The 25,549-nt window shown below is 42.0% G+C and carries 26 protein-coding genes; 5 read left to right on the forward strand and 21 right to left on the reverse strand.

Annotated features, from left to right (window positions below; genetic code table 11):
• Nucleotides 1-115: 115 nt before the first annotated feature.
• On the reverse strand, nt 116-1,108 hold the full coding sequence (locus BMW59_RS18170; protein WP_093055151.1) for a LacI family DNA-binding transcriptional regulator: 993 nt from the start codon (nt 1,106-1,108) through the stop codon (nt 116-118).
• Nucleotides 1,109-1,477: 369 nt separating this feature from the next.
• On the opposite strand from BMW59_RS18170, the gene BMW59_RS18175 reads away from it, so the two are divergent.
• The gene (locus BMW59_RS18175; protein ID WP_093055153.1) at nt 1,478-1,786 is read left to right on the forward strand and encodes an STAS domain-containing protein; all 309 of its coding nucleotides are present in this window, start codon (nt 1,478-1,480) and stop codon (nt 1,784-1,786) included.
• Between the two features lie 107 nt (nt 1,787-1,893).
• Here the strand turns inward: BMW59_RS18175 and cspD are convergent, their stop codons facing one another.
• From cspD to BMW59_RS18230, 11 genes are all read right to left on the reverse strand, one after another.
• A complete protein-coding gene (cspD, locus tag BMW59_RS18180) occupies nt 1,894-2,091 on the reverse strand; it encodes a cold-shock protein CspD (RefSeq protein ID WP_093055155.1) in 198 nt (65 codons plus the stop codon).
• Between the two features lie 180 nt (nt 2,092-2,271).
• Nucleotides 2,272-2,724, reverse strand: coding sequence for a hypothetical protein (locus BMW59_RS18185; RefSeq protein ID WP_093055157.1), 453 nt, complete (start codon nt 2,722-2,724; stop codon nt 2,272-2,274).
• A gap of 108 nt (nt 2,725-2,832) precedes the next feature.
• Nucleotides 2,833-3,570: a glucosamine-6-phosphate deaminase gene (gene nagB / locus BMW59_RS18190; protein WP_093055159.1), complete on the reverse strand. Its 738-nt coding sequence runs from the start codon at nt 3,568-3,570 to the stop codon at nt 2,833-2,835.
• Nucleotides 3,571-3,575: 5 nt separating this feature from the next.
• A complete protein-coding gene (nagA, locus tag BMW59_RS18195) occupies nt 3,576-4,754 on the reverse strand; it encodes an N-acetylglucosamine-6-phosphate deacetylase (protein ID WP_093055161.1) in 1,179 nt (392 codons plus the stop codon).
• 34 nt (nt 4,755-4,788) lie between these two features.
• A complete protein-coding gene (locus tag BMW59_RS18200; protein ID WP_093055163.1) occupies nt 4,789-5,520 on the reverse strand; it encodes an SIS domain-containing protein in 732 nt (243 codons plus the stop codon).
• Between the two features lie 114 nt (nt 5,521-5,634).
• Nucleotides 5,635-6,423, reverse strand: a complete 789-nt coding sequence (locus BMW59_RS18205; RefSeq protein WP_093055165.1) for an HAD family hydrolase — start codon at nt 6,421-6,423, stop codon at nt 5,635-5,637.
• Nucleotides 6,424-6,757: 334 nt separating this feature from the next.
• Nucleotides 6,758-7,558, reverse strand: a complete 801-nt coding sequence (locus BMW59_RS18210; protein ID WP_093055167.1) for a Cof-type HAD-IIB family hydrolase — start codon at nt 7,556-7,558, stop codon at nt 6,758-6,760.
• 15 nt (nt 7,559-7,573) lie between these two features.
• A complete protein-coding gene (gene phnE, locus BMW59_RS18215) occupies nt 7,574-8,374 on the reverse strand; it encodes a phosphonate ABC transporter, permease protein PhnE (RefSeq protein ID WP_093055169.1) in 801 nt (266 codons plus the stop codon).
• A complete protein-coding gene (gene phnE, locus BMW59_RS18220; protein ID WP_093055171.1) occupies nt 8,371-9,216 on the reverse strand; it encodes a phosphonate ABC transporter, permease protein PhnE in 846 nt (281 codons plus the stop codon). Before phnE (BMW59_RS18220) ends, phnE (BMW59_RS18215) begins: the two co-directional genes overlap by 4 nt.
• Before the next feature lie 12 nt (nt 9,217-9,228).
• The gene (gene phnC / locus BMW59_RS18225) at nt 9,229-9,978 is read right to left on the reverse strand and encodes a phosphonate ABC transporter ATP-binding protein (RefSeq protein WP_093055173.1); all 750 of its coding nucleotides are present in this window, start codon (nt 9,976-9,978) and stop codon (nt 9,229-9,231) included.
• A gap of 94 nt (nt 9,979-10,072) precedes the next feature.
• Nucleotides 10,073-11,086, reverse strand: coding sequence for a phosphate/phosphite/phosphonate ABC transporter substrate-binding protein (locus BMW59_RS18230; RefSeq protein WP_093055175.1), 1,014 nt, complete (start codon nt 11,084-11,086; stop codon nt 10,073-10,075).
• A 381-nt stretch (nt 11,087-11,467) separates the two neighbouring features.
• Between BMW59_RS18230 and BMW59_RS18235 the strand changes: the two genes are divergently transcribed.
• The 3 genes from BMW59_RS18235 (at nt 11,468) to BMW59_RS18245 (ending at nt 14,195) form a co-directional block, all read left to right on the forward strand.
• On the forward strand, nt 11,468-12,928 hold the full coding sequence (locus BMW59_RS18235; RefSeq protein WP_177174427.1) for a SulP family inorganic anion transporter: 1,461 nt from the start codon (nt 11,468-11,470) through the stop codon (nt 12,926-12,928).
• A 15-nt stretch (nt 12,929-12,943) separates the two neighbouring features.
• Nucleotides 12,944-13,369 carry a universal stress protein gene (locus BMW59_RS18240; RefSeq protein ID WP_093055177.1) on the forward strand — a complete coding sequence of 142 codons (426 nt, stop codon included), beginning with the start codon at nt 12,944-12,946 and terminating at the stop codon, nt 13,367-13,369.
• Nucleotides 13,370-13,565: 196 nt separating this feature from the next.
• Nucleotides 13,566-14,195, forward strand: a complete 630-nt coding sequence (locus BMW59_RS18245) for a class I SAM-dependent methyltransferase (RefSeq protein WP_245733221.1) — start codon at nt 13,566-13,568, stop codon at nt 14,193-14,195.
• 65 nt (nt 14,196-14,260) lie between these two features.
• On the opposite strand, the gene BMW59_RS18250 is transcribed toward BMW59_RS18245, so the two are convergent.
• The 7 genes from BMW59_RS18250 to BMW59_RS18280 form a co-directional block, all read right to left on the reverse strand.
• A complete protein-coding gene (locus tag BMW59_RS18250) occupies nt 14,261-15,712 on the reverse strand; it encodes an ammonia-forming cytochrome c nitrite reductase subunit c552 (protein ID WP_093055179.1) in 1,452 nt (483 codons plus the stop codon).
• A 14-nt stretch (nt 15,713-15,726) separates the two neighbouring features.
• Nucleotides 15,727-16,254, reverse strand: a complete 528-nt coding sequence (locus BMW59_RS18255; protein WP_093055181.1) for a cytochrome c3 family protein — start codon at nt 16,252-16,254, stop codon at nt 15,727-15,729.
• 266 nt (nt 16,255-16,520) lie between these two features.
• Entirely contained in the window at nt 16,521-17,924 is a 1,404-nt protein-coding gene (locus tag BMW59_RS18260) for an MATE family efflux transporter (RefSeq protein WP_093055183.1), read from the reverse strand.
• The gene (locus BMW59_RS18265) at nt 17,921-18,391 is read right to left on the reverse strand and encodes a MarR family winged helix-turn-helix transcriptional regulator (RefSeq protein ID WP_093055185.1); all 471 of its coding nucleotides are present in this window, start codon (nt 18,389-18,391) and stop codon (nt 17,921-17,923) included. The genes BMW59_RS18260 and BMW59_RS18265 overlap by 4 nt, the downstream gene beginning before the upstream one ends.
• A gap of 189 nt (nt 18,392-18,580) precedes the next feature.
• The gene (locus tag BMW59_RS18270; RefSeq protein WP_093055187.1) at nt 18,581-20,788 is read right to left on the reverse strand and encodes a bifunctional 2',3'-cyclic-nucleotide 2'-phosphodiesterase/3'-nucleotidase; all 2,208 of its coding nucleotides are present in this window, start codon (nt 20,786-20,788) and stop codon (nt 18,581-18,583) included.
• A gap of 445 nt (nt 20,789-21,233) precedes the next feature.
• Nucleotides 21,234-21,575 (reverse strand): hypothetical protein, encoded by a 342-nt coding sequence (locus BMW59_RS18275; RefSeq protein ID WP_093055189.1) that lies wholly within the window; start codon nt 21,573-21,575, stop codon nt 21,234-21,236.
• Nucleotides 21,576-22,104: 529 nt separating this feature from the next.
• Nucleotides 22,105-22,743, reverse strand: a complete 639-nt coding sequence (locus BMW59_RS18280; RefSeq protein ID WP_093055191.1) for a YczE/YyaS/YitT family protein — start codon at nt 22,741-22,743, stop codon at nt 22,105-22,107.
• Nucleotides 22,744-22,961: 218 nt separating this feature from the next.
• Between BMW59_RS18280 and BMW59_RS18285 the strand changes: the two genes are divergently transcribed.
• Entirely contained in the window at nt 22,962-23,375 is a 414-nt protein-coding gene (locus tag BMW59_RS18285; protein WP_342740451.1) for a hypothetical protein, read from the forward strand.
• Between the two features lie 39 nt (nt 23,376-23,414).
• Here the strand turns inward: BMW59_RS18285 and ytvA are convergent, their stop codons facing one another.
• On the reverse strand, nt 23,415-24,191 hold the full coding sequence (gene ytvA / locus BMW59_RS18290; protein ID WP_245733223.1) for a YtvA family blue-light photoreceptor: 777 nt from the start codon (nt 24,189-24,191) through the stop codon (nt 23,415-23,417).
• Between the two features lie 124 nt (nt 24,192-24,315).
• Nucleotides 24,316-25,542, reverse strand: coding sequence for an ROK family transcriptional regulator (locus tag BMW59_RS18295; protein WP_245733222.1), 1,227 nt, complete (start codon nt 25,540-25,542; stop codon nt 24,316-24,318).
• Between the last annotated feature and the right edge of the window lie 7 nt (nt 25,543-25,549).

Raw genomic sequence — 25,549 nt, forward strand, 5'->3', positions numbered from 1 at the left:
ATTCTTTTACATTATGCCCTGACTGATAAGAGCCATACAATGAGTTCAAATAATGTGTAATCGATTCCATAACGTGTAAAAAATAAGAAAATCGTTATGTAATCGATTCCACCACCTATAATAAACTATCCCTTATTATAAGTCCATAGCTCATCGACAATTTTCTTGTCATTTCTGTGATATTTTTAATGTGCTCAATCATTAACTTTGCTGTTTCTGTTCCCGCTTTTTCATTATAATAATCCACTGTTGACAAAGAAGGAGTGACATATTTCGACAAGTCCGATGCACCTATACCCATTACCGACATTTCTTCCGGAATCTTTATACCTTTTTTCTTTAAAGCTTGCATCGCTCCAATTGCCAGCCTGTCAGTTACGGCAAAAATAGCAGTAGGTGCTTCTTTGGAATCAGCCAGCATAGTTAACATCGCTTTTTCTCCCGATTCAATATCAAATACCCCTTTTTGAACCCACGCCGGGTCGACATTTAACCGCGCTTTTTCCATTGCATCAAAATAGGCTTTTTTCCTTTCGTAGCCTACCGCTCTGTCAGTTTCATCCACACCGATAAAACCAATACGTTTATGGCCGCGTTTAATAAACAGCGAGGTCACATCAAATGCTGCGTGGTAATCATCATATAAAACAGAGGACACTCCTGGCACATCCTGCCCTAGTGCCACAACCGGAACATTAACATCCTTAATGGTTTGAATCAATCTGTCCTCAATATTTGTGGCTACGAGAATAATTCCGTCTACCCGTCTGCTTTGAAGAAGCTTAAAGTGCTCAATTTCTTTGTCTGTGTCTAAATTCGCATTTGCAAGTAGAATATGGTACCCGTGATTGCTTAACTCCCTGTCGATCCCGTCCACTACCCGGCTTGAAGTTTCAGTGCTGATTTTCGGAAGAATAACACCGATTACTTTTGACTTTTTTGTTCTGAGGGACTTTGCCTGTTCACTCGGAACGTAGCCTGTCTCCTTTATAACTTCCAGTACTCTCTTTTTAGCTTTTTCACTGACATAACCGGAATTATTAAGCACCCGTGACACGGTCGTGCGGGAGACCCCTGATAATTTAGCTATATCATTTATCGTTACCAATATGACTCACCTCTCATTTACATATCACTACTACTATGGGTAATTAATCCATTTTTTTCAATAGTTTTAATGTCCTGCTTTTCAAAGGGGCATAAGTGGCTTTTTTCTTAAAAAGGGGGAAATTTACTTACTCAGTTACTAATATAATATAACAGGTAGCCAAAAGATTTCTATTATCAGACCATAACCAGGCCTGCTTTTAGTTTCGTCATTAATTAGTCAGGGAAAGGAGCTGCAAGCAATACCTGTTTTTAAAGTGGTATAATTATTTTAAAAGAGACGTGGTGTTAACAACATACCCGGGAAAAGATAATATGAGACAAGGGAAATTTTTACAGGAGGGATTCAGCACGAGGAAGGAGCGATTGGATGATAAAAACAATTCAGGAGCAGGATGGCTGGGTAAAAGTACAATTAGAAGGTGATATCTATTTTGAAGAGGCTTCCATTATTAGAGAGCAACTGATTAAGTATGCAGAATCGGGCTGTGTTTATTTTGATTTCGATTTTTCAAACGTTACTTCACTGGACAGCAGCGGACTGGGAGTTTTGACAGCTATTTATAAACGGGCAGCCGAGCATAACGGACAAGTTAAAATATCGAATCCTCAAGGACCGGTAAAAGAGATCTTTGAGTTTACTAAACTGGACGGCCTCTTCCGAGTTGAAGAAAATTAAAATGAAAAGTTTTATTTCTCATGCACTCGTATGGAATGTCCACGGAATTATAAAAACCTGCTCCTCTGGGGAGCAGGTTATATGAGTGTTAGTTTTATAAAACTAAATTATAGTTTAACTACGTTAGAAGCTTGTGGTCCACGGTTACCTTCAACGATTTCGAATTCAACCTCTTGACCTTCTTCTAGAGTTTTGAAACCTTCAGCTTGGATAGCAGAGAAGTGTACGAATACATCGTCGCCATCTTCACGCTCGATGAAACCAAAACCTTTTTCTGAATTAAACCATTTTACTTTGCCTGTCATATTAACGGCCTCCTTAAATTAAATCTTTGAATACCGTAAAAACCTTTCATGCCTTGCAAAATTACTTTTTCGAGGCCGAAAATTGTTTTTCGAAATTCAAATCAGTTACTGTTAAACCATATCACATAATACTCTTGAAAGCAAGGTTCAGCAAAATATTTATTCCAAAACCTTTCCATATTAAGGATCGGGCCGCAACTCCACCTTCTGGATTTTATTGTGCCGGTACTCTTCTAAACCTGTATTATCAGCTGATTCCTCCCCCTGTAAATAAAAAAGGGCTGATAAATGGATGTCATAGGTCCCGGGTTCAACCTGAATTTCTACCGGCTCACCTTCTCTTTCGCCTCCATTTTCCAAAGTCGTCTGCTGAGTAAGGTCTGCCTCTGTTTCTTCGTATTCATAGAGGACCTCATCGCCATGTTCTATCCTTTCAATCCACGCAAGGCTGCTGCCGTAATTAAAGGTAATGTCGTCTTCACCTTCATACACCAGCAAAGGGGTTGCTGTCAGCTTGCCGCCTGCATACACAGGATCAAGCGTTAACTCGACATCTTCATGTGACGGGGCATCACTGCAGGATTGAAAAGTAATAGCTGTCAAACTCATTAAAAACAAAGCAATCAGTTTCATTTAAAACACCTACTAGAAAAATAAATTGGAAACTCTCCCCTATTTTACTATAAAAATTATAATATTTGGGCTTTAAATATGAAAAACGTCCTGCAAGGTACAGAACGTTTATATATCTCTTGTTAATTGCGATAACGCTTCTTTATCAGCTATGACAGTCAGATCTGAATGGTTTTGCAAGACTGTTGCAGGCGTCTGTTCGGTTATTTCGCCTTCAATCATTTTTTTCACAGCTTCCGCTTTATCTTTACCAGAGGCAAGCAGCAGAATACTTCTGCTTTCCATAATCGTTCCAATCCCCATGGTAATGGCTTTACGCGGAACTTTATTTTTGTCTGTAAAATACCTTGCATTCGCTTCAATCGTGGAAGGTGCCAAATCGACTACTGCTGTTCTTCCTGAAAATGAGCTCCCGGGTTCATTAAAACCGATGTGGCCGTTCTGACCGATTCCGAGCAGCTGCAAATCAATCCCGCCCAAGTCTTGTATCAGTCTTTCATACCTTTTGCACTCTGCTTCACTGTCTCCTGTATCACCATGAGGCAAGTGTGTCTGGTCCCGGGGTATATTAATGGGTCTGAACAACTCGTCTTCCATATACTGATGATAGCTGTTAGGGTCTTCATCTGAAAGACCCACATATTCATCAAGATTTACCGTATGAAGGGCAGAAAGAGAGAGGTTCTTATCGTTGATATGTTTGATTAAACGTTTGTATAAACCGACAGGAGTGCCTCCGGTAGCTAAACCAAGCACTTTCACATCCCCTCTTATAAGCCTTTCAAAAATGAACTGGGCCGCCTTTTCACTCATATCGTTATAATTTTCGGCTTTAATAATTTTCATTCCGCTCACTCTCCTCGATCAAAAACCTTATTTCCACCGATGTAAGTCTGCACAACTTCTAAATCAGAAGTTACTATACTAAAGTCAGCATCTTTTCCTTCCTTAATACTGCCCTTCCTGTCCTGGATTCCCAGTTGCCGGGCAGGATTAATGGTTGCCATTTGTACTGCTTCCTCAAACGAACATTCAGTAAAAGCCATCATATTTCTTATGGCTTCGTTCATTTTTATAATACTTCCAGCCAATGTGCCGTCTTCAAGGACTGCCCGGTCACCTTCCACATGGACCGTCTGCCCTCCTAACGCAAACTTCCCTTCCTGTAAGCCTTTGGCTCTCATGGCGTCAGTAATCAGGATGATACGTTCCGGCCCCTTATTCTTATAAGCGAGCTTTACCATAGGAGCCGAGATATGAATCCCGTCCACAATCATTTCCGTCACTAATTCCTCATGAAGCAGCGCTCCTCCCGCGACTCCTATATCGCGATGGTGAGCTCCCCTCATTCCGTTAAAGAGGTGAGTGACATGGCTGACTCCCCGGCCAACAGCTGTCCGCACTTCTTCATAAGACGCGTCTGAATGCCCAATAGACGGAATGACTTTCTGACCCGTCAATTCCTTTACGAGTTCGCCATTTTTATCTTCTTCCGGAGCCATAGTCACAAGCTTAATGTTTCCTCCCGAAGCCTCCTGGAACCGCCGGAACAGCTGGATATCTGCCGGACCAATATGCTGAGGGGGCTGTGCTCCTGCACGTTTTTTGGATATAAACGGCCCTTCGAGGTGTACTCCCAGTACTTCAGCCCCTGAATTCGGGTTCTGTTCCTCTATTACTGTGCGCACGGACTCCAGCGCCTTTATTTTTTCTTCGGCCGATTGGGTGATGGTCGTTGCCAGGAAAGCTGTTGTTCCTTCTTCGGGAAGAGCCTTTTTCATAGTATAAACCGCTCCCGGTGTCCCATCCATAATATCTGCGCCGTCTGCTCCGTGGATATGAATGTCAATAAACCCGGGCACAATCCTGACTGGTTCAGAAAATACCACTTTTTCATCAATCTGCTCCGTTATATTGCCGTCACTTTCTTTCACAGAGATGACTTTTCCGTTTTCTATTTCTATAACGGGGTTATCTATCGTTGTACTTTCGCCGTATAGTCTGGCGTTTTGAAAATAATATCGTTTCATAATTCTCCCCCTTCATTTGCAATACCTTCCCGTTTTAAAGCATTGGTATTCTGTCCTTATATTGTTTTATCAGTTTATCATTATGCTCATCGGCTCCATCAAGGTTTCCGCTTAAAAATACGGGCGCCTTTACGCCTCTTTCACCGAGGATACCGATGGTTTCTGCAATGATGCTGTTTATAATACACGCGCCTGTAACAGTTGAAGTCGGCGCAAATGGCACATCAACTCCGGGATGGCTGAGAACCGCATCACCTTTGACACTCAGGTTGTCAATTGTTATATCTGCCACTTCATATAATCTCTTTCCAGACTGGTGTCTGGACTCCTGGCTTGATGAATAGGCAATAGATGTTAATGCCGCTACACACGCCCCATGTTTTTTAGCATAAATCGCCGTCTCAACCGGCACCGCATTTCTGCCTGATGTAGAAGAAACGATTACCAGATCCTGCTTTTCAATCTCCAGTTTTTTCACAAACTCTGCCGCATAGTCATTGGACCTTTCAAACATAGAAGAGCGCACTGCACCCCTGTGAAGCATAATGTCCTCTTCTAGAATCGGCTTTACCGGCACGAGTCCGCCTGCCCTGTAAAACACTTCCTCCCCGAATATATGGGAGTGCCCCGCCCCGAAAAGCTGAATAATGCCATTATTCTCTATAGAATTTGCAGCTTTTACAGCCACTTCTTTTAAAAGGTGGCGCTGCTCATTTTTAATTTGGTCAAGCAACTCCTGCACTTTTGAGAAATAGTCATCAATCATTCCTGTCCCCCCTCACCATTTTCTGATTAAAATTATACTACAGTTATGTTTAGTTGTCTATACCAGTTATGTGTTATAAAAGCCCCCTATACAGTCATAAGGAGGCTTTATAATTCAAGCAATAATAGATTTAATGAGGTGCTTTTCTATGAAATCAGCCATGCCGTCCTCTTCCTGCTTGAGTGTGACGAAGTCTGCTGCTTTCTTAACCTCTTTGGAAGCATTCCCCATCGCTATTCCCGTACCCGCTGCTTTCAGCATTTGTATATCGTTTGGTCCGCGGCCAATGGCAGCGGCCTCTTCTTTTCTTATATTATACTTATTTAACAGGTATTCAATGGCAGACCACTTTGATACTCCCTTTTGCACAATCTCAAACCCGTCTCTCCAGCGAGTGACTTCTCCGCTTTTTTCAAAATAATGGGCAAAAGGTGCACCTGAAAACCCGCTTATTACACTGTACTTCATCACATTTACAGGTTTGGCATATTTTAAGTCTCCAACATATACTGGATTTTTACGGCTTTCTTCAACCCATCTTTCAACTGTAGAGTCCATCTTCTTGCAGTACATCCCTTCAGGTGTATGCATAATAACATTGAACGGTTCTTCAGAAGTAAGGTTATATAAGAGATGCTGATCTACATTGACTGAACGGACCAAAAGGGGATCAAGCGAAAACCAGTCATACACCGCCGCTCCATTTAAACAAATCATCGGTGTTTTTAATCCTAATTCCTGGTGATATGGAAAGGTAATATCCATTTGTCTCCCTGTTGCAAGAAAAACTTCAATGTCCTGTTGTAATAATAATTGAACAGCTTCATAATTTCTTTTCGAGATTTTGTTATCTCTATTAAGCAGAGTACCGTCCATATCAATAAAAACTGCCCTGATATTCATTCCCATTCCTCCTAATATAACTAATTGTATTATTATTGTAGCCTCTCTCTATTAACCTTGTTTTGACAATTTGTTTCGTTTTTGTTGAGTTCGTTAAGGGGATGTAAAGATCAGGAAATGATATAGAGACGCCGGTAACTTCAATAAAATTTGAAGAACTGAAAGCAGGGTCTGCAGTGTGATCAGCGACCTCTTCTGAAAATCCATTATGGTGAAGCTCCGATAAGTCAAATTAGTTCGTGAAGACAAGCGCCAGTAAGGGTCCGTCTGCGTGATGAAACCCTCAGAAACCATTTAAAAAAGAACCCACGTAAAAGTGGATTCTTTCCTGCCCTCAGATAACTATTTTCTTTAAACACGAAGATAAATAATTTGCCACTCCCGAGTCACCGCATGAGGCGGTTGTTCTGTCAGCGGCGTTTTTTACTTTCTCAGGCGCATTCTCCACTGCTACACCTGTTCCGGCCACTTCGAGTAATTCGAGATCATTATAGTAGTTTCCGAAAGTGACGATATCTTCGAGTTTAATATCCAGCATTTTACTCAGCTTTTTCAAACCTTCTCCTTTATTTACTGCTTTTCTATGAATGTCAATTCCCTGCTCTCCTCCGGCAACTATATACCACCCGGGAAATTGCTGTTCCAGGTTCGACCATACCGAAGGAACATCAGATTCAGGCATAGCGAGGGCCATTTTTACGATTGGCTGATTAACTTCTGCGAGATTGCTGTGTATGGAAAGGTCGAAAACTTCCGGAAAGTATTTTTCGTATATCGGGACGAATTGTTTTTCTATAAGAATCTTTTCTTTAGTAAGAATATGAAAATAGATGTCTCTTTTTTTGCAAAACTTCATAGCTTCAGAGAGTTCCTCAGAATCAAACGTTTGATAATGTAAATACGTTTTTTTTACAGGATCATAAATTGAGGCCCCGTTATGGGTAATTATGGGCTGAATAATGTCCAGTTCTTCAATGATCCATTGACAGGTTCTTGGGTCACGACCTGTAGCAAGCGTTAGATCCATTCCCTGCTGTCTAATTTGATTCACCATCTGTTTTGTTTCCTGTGAGATACGTCCTTCGGTATTAAGTAATGTGCCGTCCACATCCGTTACAAATAACTTAACTGCCACAAAATCGCTCCTTTACTATTCCATCGCTTTTAAGGTTGCCATATCGGCTCTGTCTTTAAGAAACCTGGTTACAAGTTCAGCGAGAAGAATCATTCCGAAAATTACAAGAGTAATTCCTAAGACTTCATCGTATGCCATGACCCGGGAGGCTCTGACCAGTTCCCAGCCAATTCCGCCTGCCCCTACCACTCCGAGCACCGCAGCATATCTGATATTAATATCAAACCGGAAAATCGACCAAGAAATAAAGATACTCATGATACTTGGAATAATCCCCTGCATGACAACTTGAAATTGTGAGGCCCCTGTTGCTTTTAAAGCATCTATGATCCCTGTGTCTATTTCTTCAATTGCTTCGGCGTACACTTTCATGAGCATTCCTATACTATTGACTGCTAAGGCGAGAATTCCTGGTGTCGGCCCTAATCCAATCGCAACAATAAACAGTAATGCCCATATTAAAGCGGGGACTGCCCTGACAAACGCTGCAAAGGCTTTAACAGCATAACTTATGCTGATATGAGGAGATACATTTTTTGCCGCAAACATGGCAAGGACGATCGAAAAAACAACGCCCCATAACGTCCCCATAACGGCGACTTGAAGAGACTCAACTGCTGCTCCGGCAACATCAATAGGTTCAGAAATGGCAGGCGGCACCATCCCTTTCAGCAGATTTTCCACACGTGAAAATGCCTGGAAAATCCTTTCATCCAGAATCCCTACTTGCAGGAGACTGAAAATAAAAAATATGATAAACAAGCCAAGATAGATTTGTTGTGTCATTTTATTTTTCTTATCAATATAAGGCCTCATAGCAAACGCTCCCTTATTTTAGCTGTGGTATACTCCACAATAAGAATTAGAGCAAATATCATTAAAATTCCGACACTTGCCTGCTGGTATTGAAATAAATTTATGTTTCCCTGCAGCGTATAACCAATCCCGCCAGCTCCAATCAGGCCGAGTACGGCTGCTTCACGGATATTTAAATCCATTTTATACAAAGACCACGCCACAAAACCTGTTTTAAACTGGGGCCAGACTCCCTGCCCCATTGTCTGGAACCAGGAGGCTCCAGTGGCTTTCACCGCATCTACTTGCCCCTGGTCTATTTCTTCCAGAACATCTGCAAATGCTTTCCCTAAAATCCCGATCCCGGAGAGCCCTAACGCTAACGTTCCTGCCAACGGCCCTAGACCAAAAGCCACCACAAGTGTGATCCCCCATATTAAAGCAGGGATTGCCCTCAGGAAGGCGATAATAGCACGACTTGTAAAAGCTATTGCAGGATGAAAAGACGTATTTTTGGCTGCCATAAAGCCAAAAAAGATAGAAAATATCACCGAAATGACCATTCCAACTAAACTCATATAGACCGTTTGAAGGGCGGGCTGCAAGTATCTGCCAAAAGCCGAAAAATCTGGGGGCAGCAAATCCGTAAATATAAATGCGGCCATATTTGCAGTCCCTGTATATATAAATGCAATGCTGAAATTTGTTCCAGTCCATGCCCATGTCACGAGTGCAGCGATGATGGCCCATAATACCAGCCTGTTTTTTAAAATCACCTTTTTCCTGCGCTGAAGGTCTTTATACATATCAGGTACTTTATTCTCTTCCACAGGAGTATCAATTTGTTTTGCCAGCGAACTCATGTGATCCCTCCTTTATTTCGAATAATAAAGATGATTTGTAATACCTTCAGTAAGTTCTTTAGGAGATCCGTCGAACACGACTTCCCCTGCTTTAATTCCAATAATCCTGTGAGCAAATTTCTTCGCAAAATCAACCTGATGCAGATTGACGATGGAGGTCAGCCCGTCTTCCTGGCACACATTTTTTAAGTAGGTCATCACATTTTCTGATGAAGAAGGATCAAGGCTGGCAATTGGCTCATCTGCCAAGAGAAGAGATGGCGTCTGAGCAATAGCCCGGGCAATTCCTACCCTTTGCTGCTGGCCTCCTGAAAGTTCATCTGCTCTCTTAAATGCCTGGTCTTCCAGGCCCACCCGTCGCAGAATTTCCAGTGCCTGTCGAGTATCTTCCTCAGAAAAACGTCCTAATCCCCCTTTTAAAGAAGGCATATAGCCTAGACGTCCGTGAAGAACATTCTGATAAGTAGGCGACCGTTTAATTAGATTAAAGTGCTGGAATACCATTCCAATTCGCCTGCGGATCTGACGGAGCTGCTTTCCTCTTGCTTTAAGTACATTTTCCCCTTCAAATACAATCTGTCCGTCTGTCGGTTTATTGAGCATATTTAATGAACGCATAAACGTACTTTTACCTGCTCCACTGGGGCCGATAATTGAAACTAATTCCCCTTTTTTTATTGTTAAGGTCACATTTTTTAAAGCCTGGGTGCCGTCCGGGAACACCATGCTTAAATCTTTCGTTTCCAAAACCACTTCTGACATGTCCCATCTCCTCTTTCCTCTTGTATTAATAGCGACAGGAAGGGGAGAGATACACTTAGTATCTCTCCTGCCCCTATGATTCCTTTTTAAATGCTTATTCCAGCAGCTCTTCCGGGCTCATTCCAAGAGCGTCTGCTGTTTCCTGAACAACGTTATAGGTGTCATGGTCAATCTCGAAATAACCCCCGAGATAGCCGTTAACTTCAAGAAATTCGGCGCCTTTTTCGTCCTGGTCCATTTCTAAAAACGCCTGGGTAACTGTTTCTTTAAACGAATCCGGAAGATCTCCCTGGATCACATACGGACCTCCAGGAATCGGTTCAGACTCATGAAATACTTTCAACTGATCAAAATTCTCGTGGTCTTCTACCCGGTCGAATACTCTTTCAATACATGTACTGCAAACCCCAGCAGTGTGTACGTCACCATTTAATACTGAATACAAGGACGCTTCATGGCTTCCTGAGAAAACAACATCTGAAGGGAATTCGTCTACATTATCCAACGTTAAACCAATTTCATTAATCAGCATGGCTTTTGGAAAGAGGTGTCCGGAAGTTGAAGCCGGATCAGCATATGCAAGAGAGTTGCCTTCAATATCTTTCAGACTGTCAATTCCATGCTCCTCTAAAGTAATCATCTGGGCGTAGTAAAAGATATCATCAAGTGTCCCGCCTTCATCATTAACCGGAATGGCAAATGCTTCTCCATTTGCTCTTTGGTTTGCTACCAGATAGGAGAAAGGCCCAAATGTTGACGCATGCAGATGCCCATTAGCCATTGCCTCAATCAAGGCCGTGTAGTTTGTTGCATTGTAAATTTCCACATCCATCTCTAAATACTCTTCAAGATACTCAACCATAGGATCAAATCGTTTAGCAAGTTCTGCCTGGTCTTCTGTCGGAAGAAGACCGAAAATAAATGTGTCAGGCCAGTCTTCGCGGCCGTCCGCCTCTCCATTGTCTTCATTTGACGCCTCACTGCTGTTCTCATTCGCAGAAGCCTCAGCCGCTGCTTCTTCAGCTGAATTATCGGCATTGTTTTCGCCGCAAGCTGTAACCACCACTAATGTTAATGCTGTCATAAGACTGAAAATCCATTTCGTCATTCTTTCTTCTCCTCCCGCTGCTAAAAAAATATTTTTGCTACGTGTTAAATAGTAAAGTAATTTTTTTAAGCTATTTTTGAGAAGACGTATGACTTTTGTGAATATTTTAGGTGTTTTGTAAATTTATAGGTCATCTTGTAAATATGTATGTACAACTGTTCATAAAGTCTTTGATTTAAAGTTGTGCCGTTTTTATAAAAATAATAGTAAACAAAAGAAATTACGACTATAGAAAAGTATTTAGCTTATGATTGACGCTTACATCGCATTTTCCTTTTTTCAAAAAACCTGTTAAAATGCCTTTGTTCTCGTCGGACCGGGCTTCTTACGGAGAAGCCCTTTTTTTATGGGATTATTAAAACAGAAAGAGGTGCAAACGTGATAAACATTGAAAAAATGAAAAAAGAATGGTTTGGTAACGTTAAGGGGGACACACTGTCAGGAATAGTGGTGGCTCTTGCTCTTATCCCTGAAGCGATCGCTTTTTCAATTATTGCAGGGGTGGATCCTATGGTAGGGCTGTATGCGGCATTTTGTATCGCCGTAGTGATAGCTTTTATTGGCGGCAGACCGGGAATGATTTCAGGGGCTACTGGTGCAATGGCTCTGCTGATGATCACACTTGTGGCTGATCACGGGCTTGAATACTTACTGGCCGCTACAATCTTAACAGGTATTATTCAGTTGCTATTTGGTGTATTTAAGCTGGCCAGTTTTATGAAGTTTGTTCCGCGGTCAGTTATGATCGGTTTCGTTAACGCTCTTGCCATTTTAATCTTTACGTCCCAGCTGCAGCATTTTGTCGGAGAAACGTGGGTCATGTATGCTTTAGTAGCTCTTACGTTAGCTATTATTTACATACTCCCCCGTTTTTCGAAGGCCGTTCCTTCTACACTCGTGGCAATTATTGTTGTGACAGGATTAGCTATTACTATGAATTTCGGGGTGCGCACCGTAGGAGATATGGGAGCTTTAACACAGGCCCTTCCGGTTTTCGCATTACCTAATATTCCATTAAACTTTGAAACGTTATTAATTATTTTTCCATACTCGCTCGCATTAGCAATTGTAGGCTTGCTTGAATCTTTGCTTACAGCGTCTATTGTGGATGATATGACAGATACAGACAGTAACAAAAATAAAGAAAGCCGCGGGCAGGGAATTGCTAACATGGTAACCGGATGTTTCGGCGGTATGGCTGGCTGTGCGATGATCGGCCAATCCGTTATTAACGTTAAATCCGGCGGTTCAGGCCGCTTGTCTTCCCTGGTAGCAGGTGTTTTTCTGATGTTTTTAATTATCGTACTTGGCGGAGTTGTCGTTCAAATACCACTCGCTGCTCTGGCGGGTGTCATGATCATGGTTTCAATCGGCACTTTTGACTGGTCTTCTTTAAGAAACATTCATAAATTTCCGCGAACCGACTCAGCTGTCATGGTAGTGACCGTCGGAACGGTAGTCTATACACACGATTTAGCAAAAGGGGTTCTCGCCGGGGTAGTCCTCAGCGCCATCTTCTTTGCTTGGAAAGTATCGAAAGTCCGGGTGGAAAACTGGCTGAATGACACAGGGGATGTGAGGACTTACGAAATTCACGGTCAATTGTTCTTCGCTTCTGTCACTGACTTTCTGGATCAGGTGGATTATGAAGAAAACGTACGTAAAATCATCCTTGATATATCAAACGCTCATTTATGGGATGATTCCGCTATTGGAGCAATCGATAAAATTGAGCATAAACTTCAGCAGCGTGGAGTAAAATTTGAGATTAAAGGTATGAATCAGGAAAGCAGTGAACTAATGAATCGTATCGGCGGCTTGAGCAGAGCCTCCGGACATTAGAATTGGGGGAACTCCATGTTTAAACATTTACTTCTGGCAATTGACGGATCTGACCATTCGATGCGAGCAGCAGAAAAAGCTGTTAATCTTGCCTCCTTACAAGACAACAGCAAAATCGAACTTCTTTATGTCGTCGCAGGCAATAAATCCAAATCAGACGTGCTGCAATATGGCGACTCTGATGCTGCCTCACTGAAACGAAAAGAAATGCTTGTTCCTTTTGTGGAAAAAATTGAGCAGGCGGGTGTTGAATATGATACGACGATCCTGCATGGAAGCAGCGGGGCAGCCGAATCCATTATTGAACATGCAAATAAAGGAGCCTATGACGCTCTTGTTATCGGCAGCCGCGGCCTCGGCACCGTCCAGACGATGGTGCTCGGAAGCGTCAGCCATAAAGTTATGAAGCACGTTAAAGCTCCAGTACTCATGGTAAAATAGAAAAATCGGCCAGCCTGGATGGTAATCATCCAGGCTGGTTTTTTTCTGGTCACTTATAGGAGGAGCCAGGAGAATTAAATGAGGAACTGTCAAAAAGAAATTATGTTCTCGACTTTTTTCTCTGCCTCAACATTGCAAACACTTAATAATATTAGTAATATAATTGATAACTCTATAAAGACAGCGGTGAAAATATGTGTTACAAGATACTGGAGAACGAATAATTCCTGAAGCGATGAAGCCGACAAACGGTATGCTGCTTGAGCATCTGGCGAGGTATTATTTTGCCCTCCCTTATACAAAAGGGAAAGTGCTGGATATCGCCTGCGGTTCCGGGTACGGGGCACACATGGCGGCTAAAACAAGAAAGAAACATATCAGCTCTGTGTTAGGTGTAGACCTTGACCCGGATATTATCACTTATGCCTCTAAAAATTACTATCATCCCCTTTTGTCTTTTCGGGCAGGAGATGCCCTGGATAGCGGGCTTAAAGGTGACATTGGCACTTTTGATACGGTCCTTTCATTTGAAACACTTGAACATGTGCCGAATGATAGAGAATTTATAAACAGAATATATGATCTGCTGGCTCCAGGCGGGACGCTTGTCCTCTCAACACCTTTTGGTGAAGGACGCGGAAAACCGTGCGCTTCTCCATATCATTTTCATCAATTAACTGAAGAAGAGTTCCGCTCTCTTTTTAATGATAGTAAACTTTGCTTCCAAAGTACGGATTTTTATTTCCAGCAAGGAGTCGCTTTTGAAAAAGAAAAACGGGCGGGTGTACGTTATCCTTTTGGAATTGCTGTTTGCAGAAAAGCTTAATAACTCAACTAACAATCAAGGGTCATGGACACGTCGTCCAAGACCCTTTTTAAGGTTATTATCTGTTAATCATTGTCCAGTTCCAGCACGTTAGGGAAGTAATCATTTGTAGCATGTTCATGTTTTGAATATGGATCTTCCTCGTCATAAACACTTTGTACTGTCTCTTCAATCTGCCTTTCAAGTTCTTCAAGATCTTCGTCCAGTTTTGTCAGTTCATTTGAGGCTATATAAATGGCCTGATGGGATGCTTCGGCAGACATTCTCATAGAATCCATACCGCCCTGAGGATTATGGAACCCGTCAGAGTTCTCCGCTGCAATAATGTCCCAGAACCACTGGCCTTTCCTTACATAATATTGGGCTTCTTCTATTTTTTCATCCGGGGCGCCAGCGGTGATCATCCGGTTCACATAATAGTGTGCCCGGACAGAAGCTTCCTGTGTCTCATCCATCGCGTCTAAGTGGCTTCTTTGAATATCATACACACGGTCTTTTAGTTCATCGGCTGTCTTATCGCTGTGGCAGGCGCGGCATGACTGTTCAGGATTAAGGAGAGGGGACCCCCAATGGTGCGATGAGATTTTCCTTCTGCCATCGGTGCGTTCATAAGGCATATGGCAGTCTGCGCAAGCGACTCCGGCTTCTCCGTGCGGTCCGTAACTTGATATTTCAAACTCCGGGTGCTGAGCTTTAAGCATTGGCGCACCTGAGATGCTGTGTTCCCAATCATAATCAAAACCCATTTCAATTGCCTGGTTTTCCTTATACTCGAACATCTCTTCCGGCTTTAAACCGTTGTCCCACGGAAAAGTGACTTTCCCATTATCCGGGTGGAAATAATACTCTACATGACATTGCGCACAGACATAGGAGCGCATATCATTTTTAGATGCTTCACTTACATCTATCCCCTGGCGTTCCATAGCATTAACAAAAGACGGTCGTGTAATCCGCAGTTCCATAGTCTGAGGGTTATGGCAGTCTGAGCACCCGACTGATATATGGCCGTATTCTCCTAATTCTTCGACTTCATAACCTTCTCCAAGAGCGACTGTTTTTGGAAAAATTTCTTCCCGAAAGCTTGCTCCCCAGTAATCGTCTCCCATTTCCTCAATAAGCAGCGGAACGGCAGTACTTTTACATGTCATACAGGAACCTATGGAAGAATCGTTTATCCGTTTAATATTATTGACATCTTCAACAGCGTTTGTATGTCCTCTCGTTTTGTTATACTCAAGCATAAATCCGTAATTATTAAAGAGAATTGGAAGGTTGGGTTCAATATCTGAAATAAATTTTGATGTTACCTTTCCGCTCGGCTCCAAGTTTTTTAAATAGCTGTTATATTGCAGGGGGAAATCTTCTTTAAAGGCGTGGTTAATGATTTCATCTTCTGAAAGGTCTGTGCTTATATCTCTGACCTCCGGTTCTTCGGGGGAACCGCAGGCCGCAATTATTAGGGAGAGTGCTGTGATGAGCATAAGGGAAAGGAGTAATGACAATTTAAACTTCATCTTACTGACCTCCTTTATTGCGTGGTAGGGGGTACTTCTACACTTTGCGGCTGATGCCACTCATCCGGTTTATAAATCCTGTTGCCGTGGGGAACCTGGCGGTGGCAATCCATACAATTATCTTTCGCATTCTTAAAATCAATGTTCCGCAGGCTTGGTTCATGGCAGCTTACACAGTTTCTCTGTAAAACTTCTTCCGATTCTGCTGTGGCATGAAGGACATCCGGAATATCTTCAGAACCGAGGGTGTTCATATAAATATGGCCGAGGCCAGCCCTCGCTTTGAATGTCATTTTTGAGACGGTGCTGTCCCTTGGTGCATGACAATCGTTACATTTAAGATGTGCGTGGTTAGATTCTTTAAACGATTCATGCACAGTCCCCATAACATGACACCCTGAACAAAACTCTGCCGTATCTGTCGCCTGAAGAGTGGTAGCGGTTACAGAAAAAGCTGCGATGCCGGCAAACACTCCTATGAGCAGGATCAGAAGTGTTTTTTTAGAAATTCTTTCCCGCCACTTATCTCCTTTCCAATTCATATTAGTCACCTCCTGTCAAAAATTTGCAGAGTGGCTCACTTTAAGTGTACATGGAACTGGCTTTTTAAAATGTGATAATCATCACATTTCAGCCTCCAAATTACAAAATTTAACAATTACATTATTAAACAGTTTATTAACTTATCGATCATTTGCACCGTTACTAGTTTTATAACCTGTACCTCTTCTAAAAGAAAAGAGGCTGTAAATGTTTTATGACCAGCACTCTCTAAAAAAAGAAAAGACTGCCATTTAATATGACAGTCTTAAGAAGACACGGGGTGTTCACTTACTTTTAAACCGCCTGATCCTCCATCGGTATCTTTCCCTTTAAAAAAGAGTTTGCGGTCACGGTACATAAATCCTATCGACAAAGCAAAAGCGAGGATATCAGCCAGCGGAAAGGCGATCCATACCCCCCACACGCCAAAATAATTAGGGAGAATAAGGACAAGCGGGATAAGGAATAAAACCTGGCGTGCCATAGATAAAACAAGGGCAGGTTTTGCCTTCCCGAGAGCCTGGTACAGGCCTCCGCTTACCACCTGTACACCTATTAAAACAGCTGCCGCAAACATGATTCTAATACCGTCTACTCCAGTAGCAATGACTTCCGGATCAGCCGTAAATATCCTCATAAAAGCAGCGGGGAACGCCATCATTGCAATAAAAACACCCGCTGAGAAAACGGTGACAAGTTTTAAACAAAGCAAAATGGTTTCGCGCATTCTTTCAAACTGCCTGGCTCCATAGTTATAGCCGACAATAGGCTGCATCCCCTGAAGAATTCCCATCATTGGCATAAGAGCGAACATCGCGATTCGCTGGACGATTCCAAACACTCCGACATAAAATTCGCCCCCGTGAGATATTAGCATGGCATTGATTGCCACCATCATGACACTCCCTGCCACCTGCCTCACGAAAGCAGGCAACCCAATGACTGTGACTTCCTTTATAATCGTCAATTGAGGAATCATTTCTGACATACGGATTTTAAGCGAACTTTTTCCTGTTAAAAAGTAGTGGAGAACTATGATTGAGATACTTGCCTGAGATATAACAGTTGCAATAGCCGCGCCCTGGACACCCATATTTAACCAGATTATAAATACAGGGTCGAGGATGATATTAAGAACCGATGGAATAATCATGGTTATCATTGCAAAACGAGCGTTTCCTTCTGAACGGATAATCGCGTTTGTAGTAAAAGAAAATGTAAAGAAGATAGTAGCCATGGTTATCGGAAAGATATAGTCCAAAGCATACTGCATGATTTCAGGGGTCGCCCCAAAAATTTTGAGTATAGGTTCAAGGACCGTAAATGAAGCTATAACTCCAATAAAGCTTAAGACTATAATTAAGGAAATGATGTTGCTGAAAACGCGGTTGGCTTCCTGATCCCGTTTTTCCCCCAGCCGGCGGGAAATAACCGAAGATCCTCCAATACCAAGCGCGGCTGCTAAAGCCATCATAATAATCATAATCGGAAAAGCGATGGTTACGGCTGCTACTCCGTCAATTCCTACAAAGTAAGAAATAAAAATGGTGTCTACGACATTATACAATGCCATGACCACCATTCCGATCATTGCCGGAATGGATAAAGATTTTAACAGTTTCGGAACAGGCTCCGACCCTAATCTCGTACTTTGCTCTTTCTGGCTCATTCAGTTTCGCCTTCTTTCTCTTTACTTTTCTTCAAAGATTTTTCTTCTAAGTTTGTTTTCATTCTTTTTAGCCAGCTGATAATGAGGCTCTGTTCTTCTTTTGAGAAGCCTTCCATCAGGTCTTTCTCGAGATTGATAATTTCAAGCCAAAGCTTTTCTTCCAGTTCAGCTCCTGAAGCAGTCAGACTGATCACTTTCGTACGGCGGTCAGTCTGGCTCAACGATCTGATAATTAAGTCCTTTTTTAACATACTTTCTACGATGCCGTTCATAGTAGAAGCTTTAATATACAGGCGTTTTTGAAGCTCAGACTGGGTTAAATCACCGAAACGGCTCAATAAATACAGAGCTTTTGCCTGTGCACGCGTGACATCGTAATCTGAAAGTTTATGACTATGGGTATTATGAATAAAATGAGTGACTAAGCCCATATGATAAGCTACAAATTCATCCATTTCTCTGTTCATTTTTGTTAGCCCCCTAACTAAAATACACTTATAATTATATCAAAACCTTAAATTTTAGTACATAATTAACAAAAAAATATTTAGCCAGCTAATTTTTAGCAATGCGAAACATTACTACTATATTGCCCCTGTTTTTTTGCAAATTAAAAACGGGAAACTGATTTAACAGTTTCCCGTTTTTAATTAACTTTATTTATTTTTTAATAGGTCAATGGTTTGCGCTGCTTTTTCTTCAAGCTCATCCTTCACCGAGCCTTCAATATGGCGTTCATTCGGTTTGCGGTTTAAATGGTTAAGGTAATTCTCCATAAATTTAACAGATTGGCTGTAGCGCTCATGGCTGTGGTGATGATTTGCCTGCCTAAGTGTGTTACCCAACTGATTTACAAGAGGTCCTTTAACGGCGCCTTCGTTAATGTAACTGTTCATAAGATCTTCAAGCTCAGCGATTGCCTGTTCGGCATTCTGCTCAGGCTGGTCTTTTCCAGCCCGCATTTCTTCAGTAAAGTTATACGTGTAGACAGCACCGCTATTACTGTCTTCAACAAGCTCACCTGTTGCACTGACAGCCAGTAACCCCAGCTTATCAATGTGGTCTGCTCCTTTAATAGAGCTGTTAAATACGACTCTTCCGTTTGTCTCAACAGGTTTGATTGACCAGTTGTAAGAGGCATACGGTGTGTAAGGCTCACCAAGCGACTCCAGATAATCTAAAATAACATATCTGTTTTCTACACTCAGGCTTACTAAAGATTCTACTAACGGTGCGTCCAGTCCTTTAAGATGGTCGCCCCCGCCACCTGCACGATAGTTATTTGTCGCCACTAAGAATGTCATATCTGAAGTGACAGGTTCACCTTCATACGTAAGGTTTGTAATTCTTTCCCCTACAGGCTGAGTCACATCGATCTGGTACTCGACACCTTCAATAACGTCGTAATTAAAAGCACTGAAACTTGCAAGCAGCTCCTGATCTTCTGTTTTTTCCGGATCAATTTGTTTGAAGCTTTCTGCTGACCTTTCGAGCCATTGGACCAGGCCATCACCGTCTACTTCTACGACTTGCAGGGTATTATCATAAACGTAAATATCCGCTAAGTCTCTTACTTTGATTTCTCCTGCATCAACTTCTGTATACCCGCCTCTGTAGCCGGCTCTAAATGGAGCAGCTGCGGAAAGTAATGGTTTGTCTTCATACTCTGTTCCTTTTAAGTAATCTTCAGCAAACCATAATTGTGCATCGTTAACTAACTGTAAAACTTCGTTATCCATAACAAGAGAGAAGAATGTGTTAAAGCTTTCTGTAATCGTTCCAACTGCACTGTTCACATAGTCGAGCGTTCTTTCGTGAACACTTGCAATTAAATCAACGATACTTTCTTTAGGCTCGACGTCCTCGACCCCTGTTACTTCAGACTTGGAACTGACAACTGTCCAATCTCCGTTTTCTTCTTTAAGGTCAAGTTGGATTGTCCCTAAATGGCTTCCCCAGGAACCGGACATTACCGCAGGCACCCCGTGGATTGTTCCCGTCGCATCATCTACTCCTTCAACACGGTCATAGCCGGAGTTTCCAGGGAATGTCTGGTGCGCGTGCCCCATAACAAGAGCGTCAATCCCGTCTACTTCCCTTGCAAGGCTGACTGCCGCATGCTCTGTCTCACGGTCGCCAGTGTTTACACCGGTGTGAGCAAGGGCAATAACTAAATCTGTCTGTTCAGCCAGTTCAGGCACATATCTTTTCGCAGACTCAACAATATGTTCAACTTCTACATTTCCATCAAGGTGGAGGTTATCCCACTGCATGATTTGTGGAGGCGTAAAACCTATTACCCCAAGAGTAATTGTTTTTCCGTCTACTTCATGTTCAATGATTTCATAAGGCTGGAACCTGTGTTCCTGCAAGTCTGTACCTGCTTCATACACATTAGCGTTCAGCCATGGAAAGTTTGATGTTTCAATGGCATTGTCTAAAAAGTCCAGGCCGAAGTTAAATTCGTGGTTACCAATAGACACTGCCGCATAATCAAGCTCATTGAATGCTTTAATAATCGCTTGAGTGTCACCCGGTTCAAGAGGTTCTATAGACGCTTCCAATTCGCCAAGAAGGCTTCCCTGAAAGATATCCCCATTATCAAATAAAATAGTATTATCATGATTTGCTCTAATTTGGTCAATCAATGTCGCCGTTTTTACTAATCCGTAATTGTCCACTTCTGAATCGTTCATGTAATCATAAGGCATAAGATAAGAGTGAATATCCGTAGTCGTCATAATCATCAGTTCATGCACATCATCATTTTCTTCGCCAAATGCTGTCATAGGCATTAAAAACATAAATAACAATGAAACAATAGCTGCTTTTTTAAATACATTGGCCATTTTAGTATTCAACATTAAATACCTCCAAACGTTTTATAAAGACTTTGGGAACTTAGCTGCGTCATTTTAATCAGGATACTTTTTTGCAAGCTTCCTACTCCTCTTTCCCCACACCTCCTAAAAAAATCAGGCTGCCCCCTCCGCACAATAAAGCTAACTAGCCAGCTGGAAGCGGCTGTCAGCAAATAAACACTTTATATTTTAAAATCTAGGCAGGTTATACAAAGAGAGGTCTGACAATTGCTAAAATTAGTTTACCATATATTTCTGCAAGCCTTTACAATATTTTTTAAAATTTAATAGATTCCTACAAATTAACTATAATTTCCCCTTGCTGTTACAAAAAAAACAGGGAACCTTAGTTAGTAAGGCTCCCCCGTTTCCAAGTACCCGTATAAACCTGTTTTCGATAAAATCCGCTTCCCTGAGACTGGGCTATCCGCCTCGTTTACAAAGTAATTTAATGGCAATAAGCTAATCCGTATTTATCATAAGTGCCGGTGACATCGATTGCAAAATCAATGTCCGTTTGTTCTTCATTTAAAATAACAGCTATATGATAAACATTCCCTTCAGTTTCATCTTTCACAGAAATGGCGTAACTCCCATATTCTCTGGCCCGGTCCGCAGACTCCACAGATAACCCGTTTATGTCTCTGTCATGCAGATCTTCAATGAGAGCAAGAGCTTTTTCCTCTGCTTCTTTTTTCAATCCGTCTCCATTCGCAAATATAAAAAGTCCTGCAATGAGGGCGCCCATAAGTAAAAAAGCTGCTGATATAAGACTGTTTAATTTTTTCACTGGCCGCCTCCTTACTAAAAAGCATCTTTTATTATATTATTCCATTATACATAATCCCGCTCTTAATTCCGACTATTTTTATGCGAAAAATTAAATACCATAAACTGGGGGGTCTGACCCCCCAGTTTATGGTATGCAAAGTTGACATATACTCATATATATGTTTAAATTGGTTATTGTGTTTCATTTCAGCACGATCGTTCTGATTAACCGATTCAAGTAATTGGTAAGTGACCCCGGTCTTATGACATCACTTACACACTATATTGATTTATATTCTGGAATCCTGTGAACACTTCGAGTATGCCTGAGTTACACTGGCGCGGTCTCGGAGCCGCAAGGATGAAAGAGAGGCAGGGCTTTCATTATTTAGTAACAAAAAAAGTCTATTGCAGAGATTTACCGCGGCGGATATCGTCGGTTAGTATCATAGCGAAAAATAGTATAAGCTTCGTTAACTTATATAGAAATCAAAAAGCAGGCTCCCCGGGGGACGCCTGCTTTTTCCAATATACAAGTAATTTAACGATTATGCTGTCTGTTTATTTATTTCCCCGCTGTCGCAAACCTTCGTCCTTAAAGCCGTGACCGGTTTGTAAAACGTCTGTATAAGCGGACCGATTCCAAATGCGACGAGCAAAGTTCCCACACCAATTGGCCCCCCAATAAAGAAAGCAACAATAAGAACTGCCACTTCCAGAAAGGTCTTGGAAAATGACAAACTTTTACCGGTCAGCTGATGAAATACCATCATTGACTGATCGATAGGATTACGGGCAAAATCAGACTGCAAATAGCAGGAGATCCCTGCCGCACCGCTTAAAATACCGGTCAGCAGAATAAGCAGCCTGCTCCCCAATGCTGCTATTGTGATATCGGCAAAAACGACAAGCAGCCAAAAATCAACTAAACTGCCAATTACAAACATAGTGATAAGTGCTGAAAAATCAGGCTTTTGTTTTAACAGAAGCCCGTTAAGCAAAATAAGAATAAACCCGACAATAAAGGTCCAGCTCCCTACGGTAAGTCCGATATTATATGAAAGAGCAACAAACAGGGCGTCCCAGGGCCCGGCTCCTAATCCAGCTGTAATAATCAGGCTTATTCCAAAGGATAAAAGGACTAAACCAGTAAAATAAAACCCGCCGATAATTAATCTGTTTCTCATTTTTCTATCTCCATTCTCCATTTTCTTTAACACTGCCAAAACTGTATCTTATCATATTAGATGATGAATAGACGAAGTTTTTTATAGACGCATGTAAAAAATGGTGCGCTCTGCCTAGCTGTTTTCACCACCGGACATCATCCCTCTGCCTCGTTTTTTATTTAAAGCTTTCCAGTCGCAAAATTTGGGGGAGGATGGTAAACTCATAGTGTTTCAGATTGATCAAAATAGAAGGAGCGATAATCGTGTCACACAGCAAAAAACTTCTAGTAGCTTCTGCTATTTTCGGAGTTATTGGAGTAATGATGGGAGCCCACATGGCAGGAGCCGGTTCTTATGCTTTGCGTCCGGTCCACGCCCATGTCCTGGTGGTCGGCTGGCTCTCATTATTTTCCTGGAGTATTTATTATAAAGTTTATAAACCCGAAAGAAGCCTCTTAACGACCCTTCACGTTTGGACTGCCCTTATCGGATCGGCTGGTCTGAACGCAGGAATGTATGTATTCATGCTTGATACCATTCCCTTACCGGATGTCTTTTCGCTTATTTTCTACATTGTGAGCGGCACAGTTCTGGCTTTAAGTTTTATCCTGTTCCTTGTTCTAGCTGTAAAGGAACCTGACACTGAATAACCGTTGAAGCGCCCCTGCATAACTGGCAGGAGCGCTTTTTTATATGTCGTTTCTTTCCAGAGCTTCGACGGCTTGTCTGACAGACCTGAAAGTAATGAAATTAGAAGAACTAATATCCAATTCTTTCGTTTTCATCGCTATTTGCGGTGTAATTCCTGTAATGATCAATTGAATCCCTTTTAATTTAAGCAGATCACTAAGCTGAAAAATCCCTACCGTTGCTTCTTCATCCATATTGGTGAATCCTGACAGGTCCAGAATTAAATGTTCAGCATTTTCTCTTTCCAGTACAGGGAGTACTTTCTCGAAAATATTGCCGACGCGTTCGCCATCTATATTACCGATAAGAGGCAGGACAGAGACCCCTTCTCCAACGGGAACAATCGGAGTGGATAGTAATTCAATTTCGCGGTAATATTCCTCTGCCTGCTTCTGGGCGTGTTTAAAGCTGGTAATATCTTTTTGCATTCCAATAAAGTACCGTTTATTATCTTCTTCTATATAAATTGGGTCTATATGGAGCTGATTCCAGAATGGTTCACCATTTTTTTTATAATTCAGTATATCAATAGATGCCGCCTCAAAATTACGGACAGCGTCCTTCAGCTTTTTTACCGCTTTCGGGTCTGTGTCTTCCCCTTGCAGGAAACGGCAGTTCTGTCCCAGTACTTCTTCTTCTGTATACCCAGTCAGTTCAGTAAACCCTCTATTCGCATAAATAATCGGGTTGTCCTCCTGGTCTGCGTCTGTAATAATAACTACCAGCTGAGTTCTTTCGAATATTTTATTTTTTATCTCTGGTATATTTTTCACCATCTCCACCTCTTTTTATATTTCATTTCTCAAATGCCTCTCCTGCTCTTATTCTAACTGAACAGTAAACATATAGGAAGAGAGTAAAAAAACCAGAATCTGGGGGGACAGACCCCCCAGATTCTGGTTATTCACTATGCTCATGGCTGAACAGTTCTGATAAGACGAGTGTACACGCGCCTATAAGTGAGCCTTCTTCGTCCAGTTCACTTAAAACAATGCATGTATTCCGGGCGCGTTTACTTAATGCACTCGTTTTAATCACTTTATGGACTGGATCCATTAAGAAAGATCCTGCTTTCGAGACGCCGCCCCCGACAATAATCATTCGGGGGTTGAGAAAATGGATAATGTTCAGCAGCCCGATCCCCAGGTATTCTCCTGTTTCTCTTAGAATTTCGGCAGCAACTGCATCGCCGTCCTTGGCGCATTCATATATCAGCTGGCCATCCAGCTCTTCCAGATCATTTCCCGCTCTTTCTTTCAAAAGGGTTTCCCTGTCTTCTTTAAGCCTTTCCCTGGCTCTTTCCTTTAATGCATGGCCTGAGGCGAGCATTTGAAAGCAGCCTTTATTGCCGCAGGAACATAACGGCCCGTTCAAATCTATCAGTGTATGACCAATTTCTCCCGCGAGGTCGTCACTTCCATGAAAGAGTTCATCATGCAGTATAATTCCACTGCCGATTCCTTCGCCTACATTTAAACAGACAAAATGATCGGTTTCTTTTCCAGCTCCAAACCATTTTTCGCCTAACGCTAATGCTTTAGCATCGTTTTCAACTCTTACTGGTAAATTAAAATGATCTTCCAGAACTTGCTTAACCGGTACGTTCTCCAGCTTTAAAGTTGGAGCGTGGACTGCCGTCCCAGCTTCATGGTCCACAATCCCGTGCATCGCTACCCCCAGGCCAATAAGTTTATCTTTGGCCTCTTCAACTTCCTCCAGAAAAGAGAGAACAATATCCTGTAAAAACTGGAGAAAACTTCCTTCAGTAAGCGTGTCTCTATCTGGCATCTTTACTAATTTTCGTTTCAATATATCAGCATTGAGGTTCGTTAGAGCGAGCCGGACTTTTTTCACGCCTACATCCACACCAATAATATACCTGCTGTTTGAATTAATCGTCAGGAGTATAGGTTTCCGGCCTCCATTAGACGTCCCCGCTCTGCTTTCAAGCACGAGATCAGCTTTAATTAATTCATTAACAATGTTAGTTACAGTAGGAGGAGTCAGCTTAGTTTTCTTAGCTATTTCTGACCTGGAAATAGCACCGTTTACTCGAATCGTATTTAAGATTAATGACCGGTTCAATGATTTCATTAACTGGAAACTGCCTGTCATTCGGGAAGACAAGTTGTTC

It is taken from the genome of Salipaludibacillus aurantiacus (genome assembly GCF_900111295.1).
GTDB classification, from domain to species: Bacteria; Bacillota; Bacilli; order Bacillales; family Salisediminibacteriaceae; genus Salipaludibacillus; species Salipaludibacillus aurantiacus.

Bases quoted from the DNA above. Each gene is read 5' to 3' on its own strand.
- BMW59_RS18240 (WP_093055177.1), top strand. From the start codon at position 12,944: ATGTTTAAACATTTACTTCTGGCAATTGACGGATCTGACCATTCGATG.
- ytvA (WP_245733223.1), bottom strand. From the start codon at position 24,191: ATGGTGAAAAATATACCAGAGATAAAAAATAAAATATTCGAAAGAACT.
- BMW59_RS18280 (WP_093055191.1), bottom strand. From the start codon at position 22,743: ATGAGAAACAGATTAATTATCGGCGGGTTTTATTTTACTGGTTTAGTC.
- BMW59_RS18230 (WP_093055175.1), bottom strand. From the start codon at position 11,086: ATGACGAAATGGATTTTCAGTCTTATGACAGCATTAACATTAGTGGTG.
- phnC (WP_093055173.1), bottom strand. From the start codon at position 9,978: ATGTCAGAAGTGGTTTTGGAAACGAAAGATTTAAGCATGGTGTTCCCG.
- nagB (WP_093055159.1), bottom strand. From the start codon at position 3,570: ATGAAAATTATTAAAGCCGAAAATTATAACGATATGAGTGAAAAGGCG.
- cspD (WP_093055155.1), bottom strand. From the start codon at position 2,091: ATGACAGGCAAAGTAAAATGGTTTAATTCAGAAAAAGGTTTTGGTTTC.
- nagA (WP_093055161.1), bottom strand. From the start codon at position 4,754: ATGAAACGATATTATTTTCAAAACGCCAGACTATACGGCGAAAGTACA.
- BMW59_RS18255 (WP_093055181.1), bottom strand. From the start codon at position 16,254: ATGAATTGGAAAGGAGATAAGTGGCGGGAAAGAATTTCTAAAAAAACA.
- BMW59_RS18205 (WP_093055165.1), bottom strand. From the start codon at position 6,423: ATGAATATCAGGGCAGTTTTTATTGATATGGACGGTACTCTGCTTAAT.
- BMW59_RS18175 (WP_093055153.1), top strand. From the start codon at position 1,478: ATGATAAAAACAATTCAGGAGCAGGATGGCTGGGTAAAAGTACAATTA.
- phnE (WP_093055171.1), bottom strand. From the start codon at position 9,216: ATGAGTTCGCTGGCAAAACAAATTGATACTCCTGTGGAAGAGAATAAA.
- BMW59_RS18265 (WP_093055185.1), bottom strand. From the start codon at position 18,391: ATGAACAGAGAAATGGATGAATTTGTAGCTTATCATATGGGCTTAGTC.
- BMW59_RS18185 (WP_093055157.1), bottom strand. From the start codon at position 2,724: ATGAAACTGATTGCTTTGTTTTTAATGAGTTTGACAGCTATTACTTTT.
- phnE (WP_093055169.1), bottom strand. From the start codon at position 8,374: ATGAGGCCTTATATTGATAAGAAAAATAAAATGACACAACAAATCTAT.
- BMW59_RS18250 (WP_093055179.1), bottom strand. From the start codon at position 15,712: ATGAAGTTTAAATTGTCATTACTCCTTTCCCTTATGCTCATCACAGCA.
- BMW59_RS18200 (WP_093055163.1), bottom strand. From the start codon at position 5,520: ATGATTGATGACTATTTCTCAAAAGTGCAGGAGTTGCTTGACCAAATT.
- BMW59_RS18270 (WP_093055187.1), bottom strand. From the start codon at position 20,788: ATGTTGAATACTAAAATGGCCAATGTATTTAAAAAAGCAGCTATTGTT.
- BMW59_RS18260 (WP_093055183.1), bottom strand. From the start codon at position 17,924: ATGAGCCAGAAAGAGCAAAGTACGAGATTAGGGTCGGAGCCTGTTCCG.